The sequence below is a fragment of the Sphingomonas sp. genome, assembly GCF_023266535.1.
Classification (GTDB): domain Bacteria; phylum Pseudomonadota; class Alphaproteobacteria; order Sphingomonadales; family Sphingomonadaceae; genus Sphingomicrobium.
The window spans coordinates 31,201-47,684 of the sequence record NZ_JAHFPY010000008.1; the positions used below are offsets into that span (position 1 = coordinate 31,201).

A 16,484-nucleotide genomic window follows, 5' to 3' on the forward strand; every position below is an offset into this window, starting at 1 on the left:
ATGAAAAGGAACAGGCCGCCCCCCTGCATCGTTGGGGTTGCAAAACCAAATTGACGACAGGGGTATCGATGACGGACGGAACGCCCGAACATCTCGCAGCGACCCAGGCCAGGGCCGGAGCAACGCCGCATGTCACGCGGGTCGTGCTCGGGGTCAGCCTGCTGCTGGTTATTGGCTTGTTCGCGCTGATATTGTTCATCGCGCGCTAAACCCATACATCGACGTGTAACAACGATGCGTATCATCAGGCGGGTTTGGACACATCCGCCAAAGTCCAGATGGGGCGGGTTCTTTTGATCGACGACGACGAACAGGAAAGGGAAGTCGAGCGCCCCGAGCCGGTGCCGCTACCGGATGACGAGTTCAAGGAGGAGCTCGCCCAGGTCATCCCGCATCTAAGGGCGTTCGGCCGCTCGCTGTCGGGCAGCCGCGATCTTGCCGACGATCTGGTCCAGGAAACGCTGCTCAAGGCCTGGGCGGCGCGCAAGCGGTTCCAGGCCGGGACCAATATGCGCGCCTGGACCTTCATCATCCTGCGCAACCTGTTCCTCAGCCAGATGCGCCGTGCACGCTTCAAGGGCGAGTGGGACGACATCACCGCCTCGAAAATCCTCGCCGCACCAGCGAGCCAGGACAAGCATGTCGAATTGGGCGATATGCAACGCGCATTGCTGCACCTGCCGCAGCCGCAGCGCGAAGCGCTGATCCTGGTTGGGGCCGGCGGCTTTGCCTATGAGGAAGCTGCGGAAATCTGCGGTTGCGCGGTCGGCACGATCAAGAGCCGCGTTGCCCGCGGTCGGGTCGCGCTGGAGGCGCTGCTGAGCGGCGGAAAGCTGCCGTCACGGCGGCAGCACAAGAGCGATCCGGACAAGTCGGCCCTTCAGGAAATTATGAGCGAGGTCGACGCGCTTAGCCGCGACCGCGGCTGATCTCGTCCGGCGGCGCACCGAAGCGTCGCTCCATTTTCATCGGCCAACCAATGCGCGAAGTGCGCGGCAGTTTCGCGACTCGCCGAAATCGGCCAATAGCCGGGCGTGGCAGCAACACTGATTTCGGCGGTGCGGGCGGACGCGCTGAGGCGGGCGGAGGCGCATGCGCCGTTCCTGCGTGCCATGGCCGAGCTGTTTCCCGATATTGCGCGCGCCTTCCTGGACGAAGGCAGCGAGGCGGCGGTTGCGCTCGCATTGTCGCTGGACGGGGAAACCGTCGGCGAAAGGCTCAGGCGCCGGCGGCATGCCCTGGCACTGGCAGTAGCGCTGGCGGATTTGAGCGGCGAGCAGCCGCTCGAATGGGTCACTGGCAAGCTGTCAGATTTCGCCGATGCAGCGATGGACGATGCGATTCGGGCGGCAATTCTCGAGCGGATGCCCGACGAGGAGCCGCGCGGGCTGGCGATTTTGGCGCTCGGCAAGCTTGGCAGCAGCGAACTGAATTATTCGTCCGACGTCGACCTGGTCATGCTGTTCGATCCGGAAACGCTGCCGCGAAGGCCGCGCGACGAGCCGGGCGAAGCGGCGGTGCGTTATGGCCGGCGGTTCATCGAGCTACTGCAGCAGCGGACCCATGATGGTTATGTCGCGCGGGTCGACATGCGCCTGAGGCCATCGCCTGAAGTGACGCCGATCGCGCTGCCGATCGATGCCGCCATCAGCTACTATGAAAGCTCGGCCCTGCCGTGGGAGCGGGCGGCATTCATCCGCGCCCGCGCGGCCGCCGGCGACTATCAGCTCGGCGAGCGGTTCCTGACCGAGATCCGACCGTTTATCTGGCGCCGAGCGCTCGATTTCGGGGCGATCCAGGAAATCCGCGACATCTCCTTACGCATCCGCGACCATTATGCGCAGGGCCAGGCTTTTGGACCCGGTTTCGACCTGAAGCGCGGGCGGGGCGGCATCCGCGAGGCCGAGTTCTTCACCCAGGTCCAGCAGCTGGTCCATGGCGGCCGCGAACCCGAGCTCCGTGCGCCGGCGACCCTAGAGGCATTGGGGGCGCTGGCCAAAACCGGTCGGCTGGAAACGCAGGTCGCGGACGCGATCGGCGCCGCCTACCGCGCGCTCCGCACCGCCGAGCACCGCATCCAGATGATCGACGACCGGCAGGAGCATCGGCTGCCGACCGATCCGGCCGCCCTAGAAGCGATTGCCTTGCTGGATGGCAAGGCAAATGCGGAGGAGTTGCTAGCCGCGCTGGCGCCGCACGTCGAAGCGGTCGGGGTGCAGTTCGACGGGCTGGTGTCGGACCGCGAGGAGCGGCTGTCCAACGATCCCGACATCTTGCGGCAGGAACTGGCGGCGATGGGGTTTGTCGAAGTCGAGGAGGCTTTCCGCCGGGTCGGTGACTGGCGCTCCGGCCGGGCCCGCTCGCTGCGCTCGCCTGCGGCGCATTCGGCGTTCGAGGCGATGCTGCCGACGCTGATGAAGGCGGTGGCAGCCGGCCCCGAACCGATCCGCGCGCTCAACCGCTTCGGCGACATCATCGACAAGCTGTCGAGCGGCGTGAACCTCTACCGGTTGCTCGGAGCCAGGCCGAAGCTGGCCGACCTGCTGGCGCTGATCCTGGCCCATGCGCCGCCATTGGCCGAGCAACTGGGGCGCCGGCCGACCCTGCTCGACGGCCTGATCGACGAATCCAGCTTCGCCCCGCCGCCCGATGCCGATGTGCTGGCCGAGCGGTTCCTGAAGGTCGTGCGCGAGGAGCCGTTCGACCTTGCGCTCGACCGCATCCGGCGGATGGTCGGCGAGCGGCGCTTCGCATTGGGCGTGCAGTTGCTGGCGGCGCACCGCGACCCGATCCTGATCGCCGAGGGCTATAGTGACCTCGCCGAAGCGGCAATCGTCGCGCTGTCGGAGGCGGTGGCGCGGGAATTCGAGAAGACCCATGGGCGCGTGCCGGGCGGCGAGCTGGTCGTGCTGGGGCTTGGCCGGCTCGGCGGGCGGGCACTGACCCACGCCAGCGACCTTGATCTCATCCATTTGTTCGACGCGCCGGCGGGAGCCCAGTCGGACGGGGCGAAGTCGCTGTCGGCGACCGATTATTACAACCGGCTGGCAAGCCGGATCGGTAATGCACTGGGTACGCCGACCGCCGCCGGGCCGCTCTATGATATTGATACACGCCTGAGGCCGCAGGGCGCGAAGGGCATGCTGGCGGTCAGCCTGGACTCGTTCGAACAATATCAGCGGCACGAGGCCTGGACCTGGGAGCATATGGCCCTGTGCCGGGCGCGGCCGCTGACCGGGTCCGACGTGGCGCGAGCCAACGTGCGTAGCCTGATGTGCGATATACTGCGCTCGCCCGTCGACCCGGCCAAGATCCGCGCCGACGCGGTGGCCATGCGGGAGGAAATGTCCCGGCACAAGGCGCCGGCCGGGCCGCTCGACATCAAGCTGGGGCCGGGCGGACTGGTCGACCTGGAGTTCGCGGTCCATACGCTCCAGCTCACCACCCATGTCGGGCTCGACTCGCGGCTGGAAGTGGCACTTGAGGCGCTGGTTGAAGCCGGAGAAATTGATGACGGCGCCGACCCCGATCTCCGCCTTCTGTCGCGCATGCTGGTCGTGCTGCGGCTGGTCAGTGGCAAGGCGATGGAGCCGGCCGAGCAGAGCCGGGACCTGGTTGCGACCCTATGCGGGTTCGAAGACTGGCTGTCGCTGCTTGCGGCGGTCGACGCGGCACGGCACAGGGTCGCGGCCCGCTGGGCCAAGGTTGGAGGAGTGAGCGATGATCGGTGAAGGCGATAGGGTTCCCGCATTGAAGACCAGATTGTCCGACGGGACCGAGCTCAACCTTGCGTCGCCGGGCCGGCCGTTGGTGCTCTATTTCTACCCCAAGGACGATACGTCGGGCTGCACCAAGGAGGCGCAGGATTTCACCCTGTTGGTCGAGGATTTCACCAAGGCGGGCGTCAACGTGGTCGGCCTGTCGCGAGATCCAATGAAGAAGCACGACAAATTCATCGCCAAATATGACCTCAAGGTGCCGCTGGCTTCCGACGAGGACGGGGCATTTAGCGATGCCTTCGGCACCTGGGTCGAGAAGTCGATATACGGCCGCAAATATATGGGAATGGAGCGGGCCACTTACCTGATCGACGGTGACGGGCGCGTGCTCAAAGTTTGGCGCAAGGTCAAGGTGCCGGGCCATGCCGAAGAAGTGCTGAAGGTGGCCACGGCGGCTTGAGGCCGCTGCAGCAAGACGCACTTGACGGCGAAACGCTGCATTTCCGGGAAATCTGGTTTGATTTGAACGGGCTGGGCGCTTAGCCGAGGACCTTGATCGCCGCGGCATGGGCCACGGGGTCACGCGAGGAGACCGTCATAGGCCGTAGCGCCAGCTGCTCGGCTATCCTGCGAATTTTGGGTTTCTTGATTGTCTTCATTGTTACTCTGGTGGCAGCTCGGCTGCCTTCATCATTTCTAGCTTTTGCCGGTTGCGCTCCGCCAGGGCGGCCCGCTCGGCCAATATCGTCCAGGCCGCTTCCGAACGGCGGCAACGGTCCACGACATTGGACAACGTTGCCGCCTCGGCATCTTCGCGCGCCTGTTCTGCTCGATCGAGGTAGAACTTAAGCGTGTTGGAAATTGCCATGCCGGAAGGGCTTACTGCGCTTGCGGCGCGGCTTGATCTTCAAGCTTGAGGTTCACGGCACTCATCTTGCCGCGACGGTCCTGCTCCATGTCATAAGAGACCCGCTGGTCCTGACGGAGGGTTTGCAAGCCGGCGCGCTCGACGGCGGTGATGTGAACGAACGCATCGCTTTCGCCGTTGTCGGGCTGGATGAAGCCAAAACCCTTGGTTTCGTTGAAAAATTTTACGGTGCCGATTGGCATTTCACCATTCCTTCTGTTGCGGAAGCCGAACGTCGGATTCCGGGCGCTAAGAGCTGCGAGATAGAAGGAAAGAGGAGCCGCAAAGCGCCAAAAACCGTCAATTTGCGACTGGTAGCCCACCCTACATAGATGAAATTCTGGCAAATTGTAAGCCGACTGCAAAAATATCGAGCCAGTTCGCCATAGTCGGGCCCATGTGTTACATCAGAAAAATCGTGCGCTAATCCTGCGTAGGCATTGCGCGACTGAGAGACTAAATCGTGCTCCCGCTTACCGAACCGGAGCCAATTATGGATCTCAATTATATCTATCAGCGATATTTTATTTCCCTGCGAATGTCCGATAACGCCGCATGCAGCAACTCTCGCATCGCCCATCGCAAGCTGGCCGAGGGCTATGCGGCCCGGATCGCGGACGCGAAAGTCAACGGTACACTGGCAGCCATCCGATGACGGTTCACGCCGCAGGCATCATCGAGCGCGCCTTCCAGCTCGCGCAGCAATTGACGACGGTCGACGAGATCAGGTCGCAGCTGAGGAAAGAAGGCTATTCGTCCGTCGACGCCCATCTGATGGGCCGGAAGATCCGTTCCGATTTGGTCAAGATCATCCGGCAGGCCGCCTAGGCCGCTGCCACCCGGCCGATCAGTCGCCGGGCAAGCAAATCCTCGGTGGACGCATCTACGATCCACAAACTTATCCACAGCTAATTTCAAATTGGGCCGAGTCGGCTGCAAAAAAGGCTTGCGGAGTCGGGCGGGGCCGCTAGCTTGGAGATGTGGATCGGGTCTTCGGATCCGAAACATGGGAAGCCTGCCGGGTCAAACCGGCGGGCTTTACCATTTCTGGGCTCCGCAAATTTGCGTAGAGCTGTTTTCGCCGCTTCCCCTCTTTGCTTGCGGTCCGCGCGCCCTAGATGCTAGCGGCCCGGTGAAACCCGTTTCATGCGAGGAAGCCAGGTGGCCGAATTCACCCTGCCCAGGAACAGCAAGATCATGAAGGGCCGGGCCCATGCGGCCGAGCAAGGCAAGCGGCTCAAGACGTTCAAAATCTACCGCTACGACCCCGACAGCGGCCAGAACCCGCGCTACGACAAATACACTATCGACCTCGACAAATGCGGGCCGATGGTTCTCGACGCGATCATCAAGATCAAGAATGAGATCGATCCGACGCTGACCTTCCGCCGCTCCTGCCGCGAAGGGATTTGCGGATCGTGCGCGATGAACATGGGCGGCAAGAACGGCCTCGCCTGCACCACCGCGATCGAGGATTTGCGCGGTGAGGTCCAGATCACGCCGTTGCCGCACATGGAAGTGGTCAAGGACCTGGTCCCGGACATGACCCATTTCTACGCGCAATATGCGTCGATCCAGCCATGGCTGAAGAGCTCGACGCCCGTGCCGTCAGGCAAGGAAAGGCTGCAGTCGCCCGACGACCGCAACAAGCTCGACGGCCTCTACGAGTGCATCCTGTGCGCCTGCTGCTCGACCAGTTGCCCGAGCTATTGGTGGAACGCCGACAAGTTCCTGGGGCCGGCGATCCTGCTGCAGGCCTATCGCTGGCTGGCCGATAGCCGTGACGAAGCGACCGGCGAGCGGCTCGACAGCCTCGAAGATCCGTTCCGGCTGTACCGCTGCCACACCATCATGAACTGCGCCAATGCCTGCCCCAAGGGACTCAATCCGGCCAAGGCGATCGCCGAAACCAAGAAGCTGATCGCGGAGCGGGCGGCCTAATCTACATCTACTTATTGCAGGTTTTCGGAGCGCCCTGTTTAGTCGCACGCTCGTGCCAATAAGCGGCGAGCTTGGGATCGGCCGTAACGCCAACGCCCTGTTCGAAGCCGCAGGCCAGACCATACATTGAATTCGCATGGCCGCGGTTGGCTGCCTCGTAGAACCAGCCCATGGCCCCTGCTTCGTCTTTCGGCCCCGCCAGACGATTCAAAAGCATGAATCCCGTCTGCCACATTGCGCGAACATCACCGTGTTTCGCTTTGTTCAGAATTTCTTCTCGTGCTTTGCGTGCTGCTTCAAGGGAGGCCCTGGTTTCGCGCAAATCCTGTCTGGTGAAGCAATAGCCATTTGGCAGGCACGGCGGCAATTTGGGTGGCAGGAGCCAAGTCCGCCCACTGACGGCCTGCGCCTGTGCTTCTGGCGGCGGCTCTGTTCGTTCGGCGGTAGCGGGCGACTGTCCTTCAAATGAGGCAGGATTTGCGGCCGTGGGAGCCGGCGGATTCATCCAGGCGCGGCCTCCGCCCATTTGCCAGTTACCTGGAACGTTTGACTGCATCAGCATTGCAGCTGCTAGCGCAAGCAACATCCCTACACTCCTGACCTTCAGGACCGAGCCTGAATTTCATAACAAAGCGGCACGATCGATGCCAGTTGCGCGACGAAACGCACCCCATTACGCGAGTAGCGCATGGAAATGGCCCCAAAGCTGCCCAACTGCGCACGCGAAGACCCGGACCATCCCGGCTGGTACAGCTGGGGTGATTTCCCGCGCAGCAGCTTCGCGGCGCAGACCGGGCGGCTGCTGTTCAAGCCCAATGGTGAGGGACAGGCGCTGTGCCGGATGATTCCAACCGAGGCGCATATGAATATGGGCGGCTCGATCCATGGCGGCGCGGTGATGAGCTTCATCGACATGGCGCTGTTTGCCGGCGGCCGATGCGCAGGCATGGCCGAGGGCCATTATGTGACGCTGGACTGCCATACGCGGTTCGTCGCGCGCGGCCAGGTCGGCATTCCGCTCGACGCGCATGTCCGGCTGCTCAAGCAGACCAGGGGCGGACTGGTGTTCTTCGACGGCCATTGCGAGCAGGACGGCGAGGTCTGCTACGCCTTCACCGGCACGCTCAAGCGGGTGACGCGGCCCAACGCCCCGGCGGCCGATGACGACCAGGTCCGTCGGTAAGGCCTATGCCGCACTGGTCGCGGCGGGCGAACTGAAACCCGACGCGGACCAGGCCAGGGCGGTCCAGGCGCTCGGCCGGTTCGCGGCGCGTCTCCAGCATAATGGCAGTCTCCTCGGCAGACTGTTCGGCAAGAAGGAGCGGCGCCGCGGGGTCTATCTGTGGGGCGGGGTTGGCCGCGGCAAATCGATGCTGATGGACCTGGCGTTCGACCAGATCGACGTGACCCCCAAGCGCCGGGCCCACTTCCATGCCTTCATGCTCGAGGTGCATCAGCGCCTGCGCGAGGCGCGCAGGACCAAGGAAGGCGATCCGGTGATCCGCGTCGCCGAGGACATAGCCAATGAGGTCAAATTCCTCGCCTTTGATGAGATGATGGTCACCAACAGCGCCGACGCGATGATCATGTCGCGGCTGTTCACGGCGTTGATCGATGAGGAGGTGGCGATCGTCACCACCTCCAACCGGCCACCCCGCGACCTCTACAAGGACGGCCTCAACCGCGAGCTGTTCCTGCCCTTCATCGACTTGATCGAGCAACGGATGGAGGTGCTGCCGCTGAACGGTCCGACCGATTACCGGCTCGATCGCATGCAGGGGCTGGATACCTGGCTGGTGCCCAACGGACCGGAGGCGACCGCCAAGCTCAGCCGGGCTTTCTTCCAGATGACCGACTATCCGGTCGAGGATCGCGCCAAGGTGCCGGTCGAGGAGCTCGATGTCGGTGGCGGGCGCACGCTGCACGTGCCCAAGAGCCTGAAGGGCGTGGCGGTCTTTTCGTTCAAGCGGCTGTGCGGAGAGCCGCGCGGCGCGGCCGATTATCTCGCCATCGCCCAGCGGTTCCACACGGTGATCATCGTCGGCATCCCGGTGATGGGGAAGGAAATGCGCAACGAGGCGGCGCGGTTCGTGACCCTGATCGACGCACTCTACGAGCATCGGGTGAAACTGCTGGCCGCGGCGGACGCCGAGCCGGCGGACCTATATCCGGCGGGCGACGGCCGGTTCGAATTCGACAGGACGGCGAGCCGGCTCGAGGAAATGCAGAGCGCGAACTACCTCGAGGAGGGTCACGGGCTTCACGAAGCAGCCTAGAATTTCATCGCCACCGTCACCCCGCCGCCATGAGCATCACCCCAGGGCAGCCACTGGACCTTGTCGTTCTTCCGCGATGTCAGCAGCCAGCCTGACACCTCACCGATTGCTGCGCCGGCAATCACGTCATGTGCGAAATGTTTGTCGGCCTTGACCCGGGCAACGCCAACGAAGCTGGCGACAATGTGCGCTGGCACGCCAACCTTCCAGCCGTAGCGCTTGTGCAGCGTTGCCGCGGCGGCGAAGCTGGCCGAGGTGTGGCCCGAGGGGAAGCTCTCGTCGTTGCTCCCGTCGGGCCGCTCCTCCTCGATCACCAGCTTGAGCCCGGTGGTGACGACAAAGCTGGCGCCGAGGGAATATGCGGCCTGCTTGGTGCCCTGCCAGTCGCCCTGGACCGCCGGCAGGCCCAGCGCGGTGACCACCAGCACATCGCGGCCAATGTCGCTGGCGGTCGCCCAGTCGTGCTCGTCTGCATGAGCCGGCGCTGGCAGCATTAGCATGGCGCAGGCCGGCGCGAGGAGGAGTCGCCGCATGGTGGCCACGTTACTCTTCGACGAACGGATGGCCAACGGCCTTGACGGCCCCGACGGCCGGCCTAGCGTTCGCCCAAATCTCGGGAGGATCTCAATGCGCTACATTATCGCCGCTTCGTTGATCGCGCTTTCCACCGCAGCATTCGGCGCACCCGCCAAGCCGAGCCTGACCCCGGCCCAACGAACTGCGACGCACGACATGTTCGAGCATGTCATCAACACGCCGACGGTGATCGGGCGCCACAAGGTGCCGGAGATGGCGCACTATCTCGCCGACCAGTTCAAGGCTGCTGGCTTCCCCGAAGTCGACATTCACGTGATGACCTATCACAGCGAAAGCGCTAGCACTGGAGCGGATGAGACGGCGGCACTGATCGTCCGCTGGCGGGCGGCGGGCACACCCAAGGCCAAGCCGATCATGCTGATGGGCCACATGGACGTAGTCGAGGCCAAGCGCGAGGATTCGACCACCGATCCGTTCATGATGACCGAGCGCGACGGCTATTATTACGGCCGCGGCGCGATCGACATGAAGGACGGGATTGTCGGCATCACCCAGGCGCTGATCAATTTGAAGGCTGCCGGGTTCAAGCCCAAGCGCGACATTGTCGTGCTGTTCACCGGCGACGAGGAAACCAACGGGATCGGCGCGAAAAAGGGCGCGAGCGAATGGCTCGACCTGCTCGGCCACCCCGAATATGGCCTCAACGCCGATGGCGGCGGCGGCGGCGTCAACCCCGACGGGTCGCCGGCCGGCTTCACCATGCAGAGCGCCGAGAAGACCTATGCCGGCTACACGCTGACGGTTCGCAACCGCGGCGGCCATTCGTCCAAGCCGCGCAAGGACAATGCGATTTACGATTTGATGCATGCGCTGGAAAGGCTGGAGGCCTATCAGTTCAAGCCACAGATGGGCCCAACCACCCGCGCTTATTTCCAGGGGCGGGAGAAGCAGGAAAAGGGGCCGCTCGGCGACGCCATGCGGCGCTGGCTGGCCAATATTGATGATCGGGAAGCAGCCGACTTCATCGAAGCCAGCGAGAGCGAGGTCGGGCTGACCCGGACGCGCTGTGTCCCGACGCGGCTGTTCGCCGGCCATGCCGACAACGCATTGCCGCAACTCGCCACCGCGATGGTCAACTGCCGCATCTTCCCGGGCAGCGATCCCAACGAGATCAAGGCCGAGCTGGAAAGGATCGTCGCCAATCCCGCGGTGGCGGTAACCCGCAACGACGACCAGGTCGCGTCATTGTCCTCGCCGCTTCGGCCCGACATCACTGGCGCCTACACCAAGGCGGTCCAGACCCTGCACCCGGGCATGCCGGTATTCCCCGAAATGTCGACCGGCGCGACCGATGGTCGGCCGTTCCGCGTTGCCGGCATTCCGATTTACGGGACCAACGGCGGCTGGGTCGTGGTCCCAGTCGATTTCAGGGCGCACGGCAAGGACGAGCGCCTGCCGGTCGAATCGCTCTACGACAATGTCGTCCATTGGCAGATGATGCTGCGCGATCTGGCGGGCAAATAGGAGTTGATGACATGAAGCGAGTGCTTGCCGCGGCCCTGTTGGTCACCCTGTCGACCGTAGCTTTCGCGGCGACCGATCCGCGGACAATTCCGTCAAGGCTCGATCCGGCCTGGCAAGCCAAGACGAGGGCGCTGTTCCAACAGGTGATCGAGATCCCAACGGTTCATAACCGTGGAGAAGTCCCGCGCATGGCCAACTTGCTGGCCGACCAGTTTCGCGCCGCCGGCATCCCCGACAGCGACATCCACATCATGCCCTATGAAGGCATCCCGGGCGACAAGACCGCGGCGCTGATCGTGCGCTGGCGGGCGGCCAAGGCGACCCAGAAGCCGATGATGATCCTCGGCCATATGGATGTGGTCGAAGCCAAGCGGGCCGACTGGACCTTCGATCCGTTCGTGTTCCGCGAACAGGACGGCTATTTCCTCGGCCGCGGCGCGTCGGACATGAAGAACGGTATCGTCGCGACGACCATGGCGGTGCTGAAATTGAAGGCCGCCGGCTACAAGCCCAACCGCGACATCATCCTGTTCTACAGCGGCGACGAGGAAACGATGGGCCGCGGCGCGACGCTCGGCGCCTCGGATTGGCGCAATTTGACCGAGTCCGAATTCGGACTCAACGCCGACGGCGGCTGCGGCTCGTACGACCGCCAGTTCCGGCCATTGGGCTGCGGCATTTCGGTCGCCGAGAAGACCTTCCAAACCTATTTCCTGACGACCCACAACCCCGGTGGACACAGCTCGCGCCCGCGCCCGGACAATGCGATTTACGATCTGGCCGACGCGCTGGAGAAACTGCGCGACCACCGCTTCCAGCCGATGCAGAACCCGGCCAACCGCGGCTATTTCGAGGAACGGGCGCGGCAGGAGGGGAACAGCCCGCTCGGCCAGGCGATGCGCCGCTGGCTGGCCAATCCCAGTGACGGGCAGGCGGCGGACGAAATCGAGGCCAATCCGCTGGAGGTCGGCCTCACCCGCACCCGCTGCGTCGCGACCATGCTGGAGGGCGGCCACGCCGACAATGCGCTGCCGCAGAGTGCCAAGGCGACGGTCAACTGCCGGATCATGCCCGGCGTTCAGCCGGCCGACGTCCAGGCAGAGCTGCAGCAGCTGGCCGGGCCCAAGGTCGAGGTGAAGCCGGACCCCAATTACATCGGCACGCCGACGCCTGCATCGCCGCTCCGGCCGGATGTGCTGAAGGCGGTGACGGCGTCGATCCAGCGGCTCCACGGCCCCGAGATGCATGTCTTCCCGCTGATGGCGGCGGGAGCGAGCGACGGCAGCTTCTTCCGCGCCAAGGGCATCCCGGTCTACGATGTCGACGGCAGCTGGGGACTTTCGCCCGACGACGAGCGCGCGCACGGGCTCGACGAGCGCATCCCGGTGCGGGCGATGTACGACGATGTGCTCCACTGGGAGAGCGTCCTCCGCGACCTGACGAGTAAGTAGCTCCTCCCCGGCACGGGGAGGATTACCGCAGGATAGCGCTGACGACCTGCGAGATCAGCATGGTCGCCGGGTCGACCTGGTAGAGGTAGCCGTCGCCGTAATAATAGCGATGGTCGTCGTCGAAGTCATAGCGGTCGCGAAGGTCTTCGGGAATCTGGCTGTAGTTCCAGCGATTGCCATAGTCGCGCGGCCAGCGCTGGCCAATGTTGTACAGCTTCTTGGCCTGGCCCGGCGGCAGGCAGCCATTGTTCTTCTTGGCGAGGCCCGGCGGGCAGCCGCCGACGCCATAGCCGACCGGGCCGTTGGCGCCGTAACTGTGAGAATTGCCGTGGCCCTTGTTGCCATTGCCGTGCCCGTTGCCGGGGCTGGCCAGAGCCGGAGCGGTCGAGGCGAGCGCCGCTGCGCCCGCGAGGATGAACAGATGTTTCATGGCCGGCACAATGCATCAACCGGACTGAACGATCCATGACCGGCGTTTTTCCCCTAGGCGGTTGAACCTCTGGTCCTGCCGGTCTAGGGGGCTGCCAATTCGCCGCCGCTATGCCCGCGCGGCGTTCGCACGCTTTGGAAAAAGGGAAGCAAAAGGCCCATGGCTCGCAAGAAGATTGCGCTGATCGGCGCGGGAATGATCGGTGGCACGTTGGCGCATCTCGCGGCGAAGAAAGAAATGGGCGACATCGTCCTGTTCGACATCGCCGAGGGCATTCCACAGGGCAAGGCGCTCGACCTCAGTCAGTGCGGCCCGATCGAGGGCTTCGACGCCAGCATCAAGGGCACCAATGATTATGCCGACATCGCCGACGCCGATGTGGTGATCGTCACCGCCGGCGTGCCGCGCAAGCCGGGCATGAGCCGCGACGATTTGCTCGGCATCAACCTCAGTGTGATGAAGGCGGTCGGCGCGGGCATCAAGCAACATTGCCCCAATGCCTTCGTCATCTGCATCACCAATCCGCTCGATGCGATGGTCTGGGCGCTGCGCGAATTTTCCGGCCTGCCGCATAACAAGGTGGTCGGCATGGCCGGCGTGCTCGACAGCGCGCGTTTCGCGACCTTCCTGGCGTGGGAATTCGGCGTGTCGGTGAAGGACGTGAACGCCTTCGTCCTCGGCGGCCATGGCGACACGATGGTCCCGGTCACCAGCTACACCACCATTAGCGGCATCCCGGTCGACGATTTGGTCAAGATGGGCAAGTCGTCGAAGGAGCGCATCGACGAGATCGTCAAGCGCACCCGGGGCGGCGGCGGCGAGATCGTTGGCCTGTTGAAGACCGGATCGGCTTATTATGCCCCGGCTACATCCGCGATCGCCATGGCCGAAGCCTATCTGGGTGACCAGAAGCGCATCCTGCCCTGCGCCGTCTATGTCGACGGCAAATATGGGCTCGACGGCCTCTACGTCGGCGTTCCGACCGTGATTGGCGCCAATGGCGTCGAGGAAGTGATCGAAATCGCGCTCGACGACGAAGCCAAAGGCAATTTTCAGGTCAGTGTCGATGCGGTGAAGGAACTGCTGGTGGCCTGCAAAGAGATTGATGGATCGCTGGCGTGACGATCTTCGGAATCGTCTCGATAATTTTCGCGCTCGTTGGCGCTGTAATCTATTTCGGCATCGTTTACGTCGCAGGCCGAAAGGGATGGTGGTGGCTGGTATTGCTTGTCAGCCTTCCTGCAATTTTGGCGTTGATCTCCTATTCTCGGATGCCAAGCGATTTTATGGCGCAGAGCACATCTATCCTTCTCCGTCATTTCGGCACGGTTGGAATTGTGCAGCTTGTAGCGGGCATTGCTGTCTATCTTTTTGGAAGATCGCGCCGCACATCAAAGACGTCGGTATAAAGGTTTGAATTGATGTCGATTCTCGTCAACAGGAACACCAAGGTCATCACCCAGGGGATGACAGGCGAGACCGGGACGTTCCATACACAGCAGGCGCTGGCTTATGGAACGCAGATGGTCGGTGGCGTGACGCCGGGGAAGGGCGGCACGACCCATATCGGCCTGCCGGTGTTCAACACGGTCGATGAAGCGGTCGAGGCGACCGGCGCCACCGCCAGCGTCATCTACGTCCCGCCGCCCTTCGCCGCGGACTCGATCTGTGAGGCGATCGACGCCGAGGTGCCGCTGATCGTCGCCATCACTGAGGGCATCCCGGTGCTCGACATGGTGCGGGTGAAGCGCGCGCTGCAGGGCAGCAAGTCGCGGCTGATCGGGCCCAACTGCCCGGGCGTGCTGACCCCCGACGAGTGCAAGATCGGCATCATGCCGGGCAATATCTTCAAGAAGGGTAGCGTCGGCGTGGTCTCGCGCTCCGGCACCTTGACCTACGAGGCGGTGTTCCAGACGACCAACGAGGGCCTTGGCCAGACCACCGCGGTCGGCATTGGCGGCGATCCGGTCAACGGCACCAACTTCATCGACGTGTTGGAGCTGTTCATGGCCGACGACGAGACCAGGTCGATCATCATGATCGGCGAGATCGGCGGCGACGCCGAGGAGCAAGCCGCGCAGTTCATTGCCGACGAGGCCAAGCGCGGGCGCCGTAAGCCGATGGTCGGCTTTATCGCCGGGCGCACGGCTCCTCCGGGGCGGCGCATGGGCCATGCCGGCGCGATCGTCTCGGGCGGCAAGGGCGATGCGGAATCCAAGATCGCGGCGATGGAGGCGGCTGGAATCCGCGTCTCACCAAGCCCATCTGAGTTGGGAACGACGTTGCGGGAATTGCTGGCGACAGCATAGCTCCCCTGCGCAGCCAGGGGAACAAGAGGAAGCGATGAACGAGTTGCGGGAGATCGAACAGGGACCGAGCTGGGCGCGGACGAATTGGCCGCTGGCCGAGCTGGATGCGGTCAATCTCGGCCTCGATCCGACCGAAGCGACGATCGAAAAGGCGACCGAGCAGGTCAAGGCGGCAGTTGCCGCGACCGGTGTCACCGACGAAGCCGCGATCCGCCGCGCCGCCGACGACAGCATCCGCGCGATGATGCTGATCCGCACCTATCGGGTGCGCGGGCATCTGGCGGCTAACCTTGACCCGCTCGGCCTCACCAAGCGCAAGCTGCCGGCCGACCTCACGCCGGCCTATCATGGATTCACCGACGCCGACCTAGACCGGAAAATCTACCTCGGCGGCATGCTCGGTTTCGAATATGCCTCGGTCCACCAAATCCTGCCGGTGCTGCAGGCCAATTACTGCGGCGCGGTCGGCCTTGAATATATGCACATCAACGACCTGGAGGAGCGCCGCTTCCTGCAGGACCGGATGGAGGGCAAGGACGCCGCGATCAGCTTCACCCCGGAAGGCAAGCGCTCGATCCTGGAGAAGGTGATCCAGGGCGAGCAGTGGGAAAAGTTCCTCGCCAAAAAATATGTCGGGACCAAGCGGTTCGGGCTCGACGGTGGCGAAAGCGCCATTCCCGCGCTCGAGGCCGTGATCAAATATGGCGGCGCCAGCGGGGTCGAGGAGATCGACGTCGGCATGTCCCATCGCGGGCGCCTCAATGTCCTCTCCAACGTGATGGGCAAGCCCTATCGCGCCATTTTCCACGAATTCGCCGGCGGCGCGACCAACCCGGCCGATGTCGGCGGCTCGGGCGACGTCAAGTACCACCTCGGCACTTCGTCAGACCGCGAGTTCGACGGCAACAAGGTCCATTTGTCGCTGCTGCCTAACCCGTCGCATTTGGAAGCGGTCGACCCGGTGGTGCTGGGGAAGGCGCGGGCGTCACAGACCTGCAAGGGCGATGTCGAGGGCGACACCGTCCTGCCGCTGCTGCTGCACGGCGACGCGGCTTTTGCGGGCCAGGGCATCGTCGCCGAATGTTTCGGTTTTTCCGGCCTCCCGGGTTACGAGACCGGCGGCACGATTCACTTCGTCATCAACAACCAGGTCGGCTTCACCACCAGCCCGCAGTACGCGCGGTCGTCGCCCTATCCGTCGGACGTGGCCAAGGCGGTCCAGGCGCCGATTTTCCACGTCAACGGCGACGATCCGGAAGCGGTGACCTTCGCCTGCAAGATGGCGATCGAGTTCCGCCAAGCATTCAACCGCGACATCGTCATCGACATGTGGTGCTACCGCCGCTTTGGCCACAACGAGGGCGACGAGCCGAGCTTTACCCAGCCGCTG

The 16,484-nt window shown here is 63.8% G+C and carries 20 protein-coding genes; 15 read left to right on the plus strand and 5 right to left on the minus strand.

Annotation, left to right across the window (positions count from 1 at the left end):
* The first annotated feature begins 68 nt into the window (after positions 1 to 68).
* From Q0C64_RS02150 to Q0C64_RS02165, 4 genes are all read left to right on the plus strand, one after another.
* Complete coding sequence (locus tag Q0C64_RS02150; RefSeq protein ID WP_294120488.1) at positions 69 to 209, plus strand: hypothetical protein; 141 nt, start codon at positions 69 to 71, stop codon at positions 207 to 209.
* A 69-nt stretch (positions 210 to 278) separates the two neighbouring features.
* The gene (locus Q0C64_RS02155; protein WP_294120490.1) at positions 279 to 929 is read left to right on the plus strand and encodes a sigma-70 family RNA polymerase sigma factor; all 651 of its coding nucleotides are present in this window, start codon (positions 279 to 281) and stop codon (positions 927 to 929) included.
* A gap of 105 nt (positions 930 to 1,034) precedes the next feature.
* Positions 1,035 to 3,731 (plus strand): bifunctional [glutamine synthetase] adenylyltransferase/[glutamine synthetase]-adenylyl-L-tyrosine phosphorylase, encoded by a 2,697-nt coding sequence (locus tag Q0C64_RS02160; protein WP_294120491.1) that lies wholly within the window; start codon positions 1,035 to 1,037, stop codon positions 3,729 to 3,731.
* The gene (locus tag Q0C64_RS02165) at positions 3,721 to 4,179 is read left to right on the plus strand and encodes a peroxiredoxin (RefSeq protein ID WP_294120492.1); all 459 of its coding nucleotides are present in this window, start codon (positions 3,721 to 3,723) and stop codon (positions 4,177 to 4,179) included. The genes Q0C64_RS02160 and Q0C64_RS02165 overlap by 11 nt, the downstream gene beginning before the upstream one ends.
* A 201-nt stretch (positions 4,180 to 4,380) precedes the next feature.
* Here Q0C64_RS02165 and Q0C64_RS02170 read toward each other — a convergent pair whose 3' ends face one another.
* Together Q0C64_RS02170 and Q0C64_RS02175 are read right to left on the minus strand one after the other, a co-directional pair.
* Entirely contained in the window at positions 4,381 to 4,587 is a 207-nt protein-coding gene (locus Q0C64_RS02170) for a hypothetical protein (RefSeq protein WP_294120494.1), read from the minus strand.
* Between the two features lie 11 nt (positions 4,588 to 4,598).
* The gene (locus tag Q0C64_RS02175; RefSeq protein WP_294120515.1) at positions 4,599 to 4,829 is read right to left on the minus strand and encodes a cold-shock protein; all 231 of its coding nucleotides are present in this window, start codon (positions 4,827 to 4,829) and stop codon (positions 4,599 to 4,601) included.
* A 290-nt stretch (positions 4,830 to 5,119) separates the two neighbouring features.
* Between Q0C64_RS02175 and Q0C64_RS02180 the strand changes: the two genes are divergently transcribed.
* The 3 genes from Q0C64_RS02180 (at position 5,120) to Q0C64_RS02190 (ending at position 6,567) form a co-directional block, all read left to right on the plus strand.
* The gene (locus tag Q0C64_RS02180) at positions 5,120 to 5,281 is read left to right on the plus strand and encodes a hypothetical protein (protein ID WP_294120495.1); all 162 of its coding nucleotides are present in this window, start codon (positions 5,120 to 5,122) and stop codon (positions 5,279 to 5,281) included.
* Positions 5,278 to 5,454: a hypothetical protein gene (locus tag Q0C64_RS02185; protein ID WP_294120496.1), complete on the plus strand. Its 177-nt coding sequence runs from the start codon at positions 5,278 to 5,280 to the stop codon at positions 5,452 to 5,454. The genes Q0C64_RS02180 and Q0C64_RS02185 overlap by 4 nt, the downstream gene beginning before the upstream one ends.
* A gap of 333 nt (positions 5,455 to 5,787) precedes the next feature.
* On the plus strand, positions 5,788 to 6,567 hold the full coding sequence (locus Q0C64_RS02190; RefSeq protein WP_294120497.1) for a succinate dehydrogenase iron-sulfur subunit: 780 nt from the start codon (positions 5,788 to 5,790) through the stop codon (positions 6,565 to 6,567).
* Between the two features lie 7 nt (positions 6,568 to 6,574).
* Here the strand turns inward: Q0C64_RS02190 and Q0C64_RS02195 are convergent, their stop codons facing one another.
* Positions 6,575 to 7,153: a hypothetical protein gene (locus tag Q0C64_RS02195; RefSeq protein WP_294120498.1), complete on the minus strand. Its 579-nt coding sequence runs from the start codon at positions 7,151 to 7,153 to the stop codon at positions 6,575 to 6,577.
* A 102-nt stretch (positions 7,154 to 7,255) separates the two neighbouring features.
* Here Q0C64_RS02195 and Q0C64_RS02200 point away from each other — a divergent pair, with 102 nt between their 5' ends.
* Both Q0C64_RS02200 and zapE read left to right on the plus strand, forming a co-directional pair.
* Positions 7,256 to 7,750: a PaaI family thioesterase gene (locus tag Q0C64_RS02200; protein ID WP_294120500.1), complete on the plus strand. Its 495-nt coding sequence runs from the start codon at positions 7,256 to 7,258 to the stop codon at positions 7,748 to 7,750.
* Positions 7,728 to 8,843 carry a cell division protein ZapE gene (gene zapE, locus Q0C64_RS02205; protein WP_294120502.1) on the plus strand — a complete coding sequence of 372 codons (1,116 nt, stop codon included), beginning with the start codon at positions 7,728 to 7,730 and terminating at the stop codon, positions 8,841 to 8,843. Before Q0C64_RS02200 ends, zapE begins: the two co-directional genes overlap by 23 nt.
* On the opposite strand, the gene Q0C64_RS02210 is transcribed toward zapE, so the two are convergent.
* Positions 8,840 to 9,376: a phosphatase PAP2 family protein gene (locus tag Q0C64_RS02210; protein WP_294120503.1), complete on the minus strand. Its 537-nt coding sequence runs from the start codon at positions 9,374 to 9,376 to the stop codon at positions 8,840 to 8,842. The genes zapE and Q0C64_RS02210 overlap by 4 nt on opposite strands.
* A gap of 94 nt (positions 9,377 to 9,470) precedes the next feature.
* Between Q0C64_RS02210 and Q0C64_RS02215 the strand changes: the two genes are divergently transcribed.
* Positions 9,471 to 10,904 (plus strand): M20/M25/M40 family metallo-hydrolase, encoded by a 1,434-nt coding sequence (locus Q0C64_RS02215; RefSeq protein ID WP_294120504.1) that lies wholly within the window; start codon positions 9,471 to 9,473, stop codon positions 10,902 to 10,904.
* An 11-nt stretch (positions 10,905 to 10,915) separates the two neighbouring features.
* Positions 10,916 to 12,355 (plus strand): M20/M25/M40 family metallo-hydrolase, encoded by a 1,440-nt coding sequence (locus tag Q0C64_RS02220; protein ID WP_294120506.1) that lies wholly within the window; start codon positions 10,916 to 10,918, stop codon positions 12,353 to 12,355.
* A 22-nt stretch (positions 12,356 to 12,377) separates the two neighbouring features.
* Here Q0C64_RS02220 and Q0C64_RS02225 read toward each other — a convergent pair whose 3' ends face one another.
* The gene (locus Q0C64_RS02225) at positions 12,378 to 12,785 is read right to left on the minus strand and encodes a hypothetical protein (RefSeq protein ID WP_294120507.1); all 408 of its coding nucleotides are present in this window, start codon (positions 12,783 to 12,785) and stop codon (positions 12,378 to 12,380) included.
* Positions 12,786 to 12,944: 159 nt separating this feature from the next.
* On the opposite strand from Q0C64_RS02225, the gene mdh reads away from it, so the two are divergent.
* From mdh to Q0C64_RS02245, 4 genes are all read left to right on the plus strand, one after another.
* Positions 12,945 to 13,907 carry a malate dehydrogenase gene (gene mdh, locus Q0C64_RS02230; protein WP_294120508.1) on the plus strand — a complete coding sequence of 321 codons (963 nt, stop codon included), beginning with the start codon at positions 12,945 to 12,947 and terminating at the stop codon, positions 13,905 to 13,907.
* On the plus strand, positions 13,904 to 14,194 hold the full coding sequence (locus tag Q0C64_RS02235) for a hypothetical protein (RefSeq protein ID WP_294120509.1): 291 nt from the start codon (positions 13,904 to 13,906) through the stop codon (positions 14,192 to 14,194). The genes mdh and Q0C64_RS02235 overlap by 4 nt, the downstream gene beginning before the upstream one ends.
* A gap of 12 nt (positions 14,195 to 14,206) precedes the next feature.
* Positions 14,207 to 15,094 carry a succinate--CoA ligase subunit alpha gene (sucD, locus tag Q0C64_RS02240; RefSeq protein ID WP_294120510.1) on the plus strand — a complete coding sequence of 296 codons (888 nt, stop codon included), beginning with the start codon at positions 14,207 to 14,209 and terminating at the stop codon, positions 15,092 to 15,094.
* 34 nt (positions 15,095 to 15,128) lie between these two features.
* A partial coding sequence (locus Q0C64_RS02245) for a thiamine pyrophosphate-dependent enzyme (RefSeq protein ID WP_294120512.1) occupies positions 15,129 to 16,484 on the plus strand: 1,356 nt, incomplete at its 3' end.

Excerpts from the sequence above, each read along its gene's own strand:
- Q0C64_RS02150 (WP_294120488.1), top strand. The coding sequence starts at position 69 with ATGACGGACGGAACGCCCGAACATCTCGCAGCGACCCAGGCCAGGGCC.
- Q0C64_RS02155 (WP_294120490.1), top strand. The coding sequence starts at position 279 with ATGGGGCGGGTTCTTTTGATCGACGACGACGAACAGGAAAGGGAAGTC.
- Q0C64_RS02165 (WP_294120492.1), top strand. The coding sequence starts at position 3,721 with ATGATCGGTGAAGGCGATAGGGTTCCCGCATTGAAGACCAGATTGTCC.
- Q0C64_RS02170 (WP_294120494.1), bottom strand. The coding sequence starts at position 4,587 with ATGGCAATTTCCAACACGCTTAAGTTCTACCTCGATCGAGCAGAACAG.
- Q0C64_RS02175 (WP_294120515.1), bottom strand. The coding sequence starts at position 4,829 with ATGCCAATCGGCACCGTAAAATTTTTCAACGAAACCAAGGGTTTTGGC.
- Q0C64_RS02180 (WP_294120495.1), top strand. The coding sequence starts at position 5,120 with ATGGATCTCAATTATATCTATCAGCGATATTTTATTTCCCTGCGAATG.
- Q0C64_RS02185 (WP_294120496.1), top strand. The coding sequence starts at position 5,278 with ATGACGGTTCACGCCGCAGGCATCATCGAGCGCGCCTTCCAGCTCGCG.
- Q0C64_RS02195 (WP_294120498.1), bottom strand. The coding sequence starts at position 7,153 with ATGTTGCTTGCGCTAGCAGCTGCAATGCTGATGCAGTCAAACGTTCCA.
- Q0C64_RS02200 (WP_294120500.1), top strand. The coding sequence starts at position 7,256 with ATGGAAATGGCCCCAAAGCTGCCCAACTGCGCACGCGAAGACCCGGAC.
- zapE (WP_294120502.1), top strand. The coding sequence starts at position 7,728 with ATGACGACCAGGTCCGTCGGTAAGGCCTATGCCGCACTGGTCGCGGCG.
- Q0C64_RS02210 (WP_294120503.1), bottom strand. The coding sequence starts at position 9,376 with ATGCGGCGACTCCTCCTCGCGCCGGCCTGCGCCATGCTAATGCTGCCA.
- Q0C64_RS02215 (WP_294120504.1), top strand. The coding sequence starts at position 9,471 with ATGCGCTACATTATCGCCGCTTCGTTGATCGCGCTTTCCACCGCAGCA.
- Q0C64_RS02220 (WP_294120506.1), top strand. The coding sequence starts at position 10,916 with ATGAAGCGAGTGCTTGCCGCGGCCCTGTTGGTCACCCTGTCGACCGTA.
- Q0C64_RS02225 (WP_294120507.1), bottom strand. The coding sequence starts at position 12,785 with ATGAAACATCTGTTCATCCTCGCGGGCGCAGCGGCGCTCGCCTCGACC.
- mdh (WP_294120508.1), top strand. The coding sequence starts at position 12,945 with ATGGCTCGCAAGAAGATTGCGCTGATCGGCGCGGGAATGATCGGTGGC.
- sucD (WP_294120510.1), top strand. The coding sequence starts at position 14,207 with ATGTCGATTCTCGTCAACAGGAACACCAAGGTCATCACCCAGGGGATG.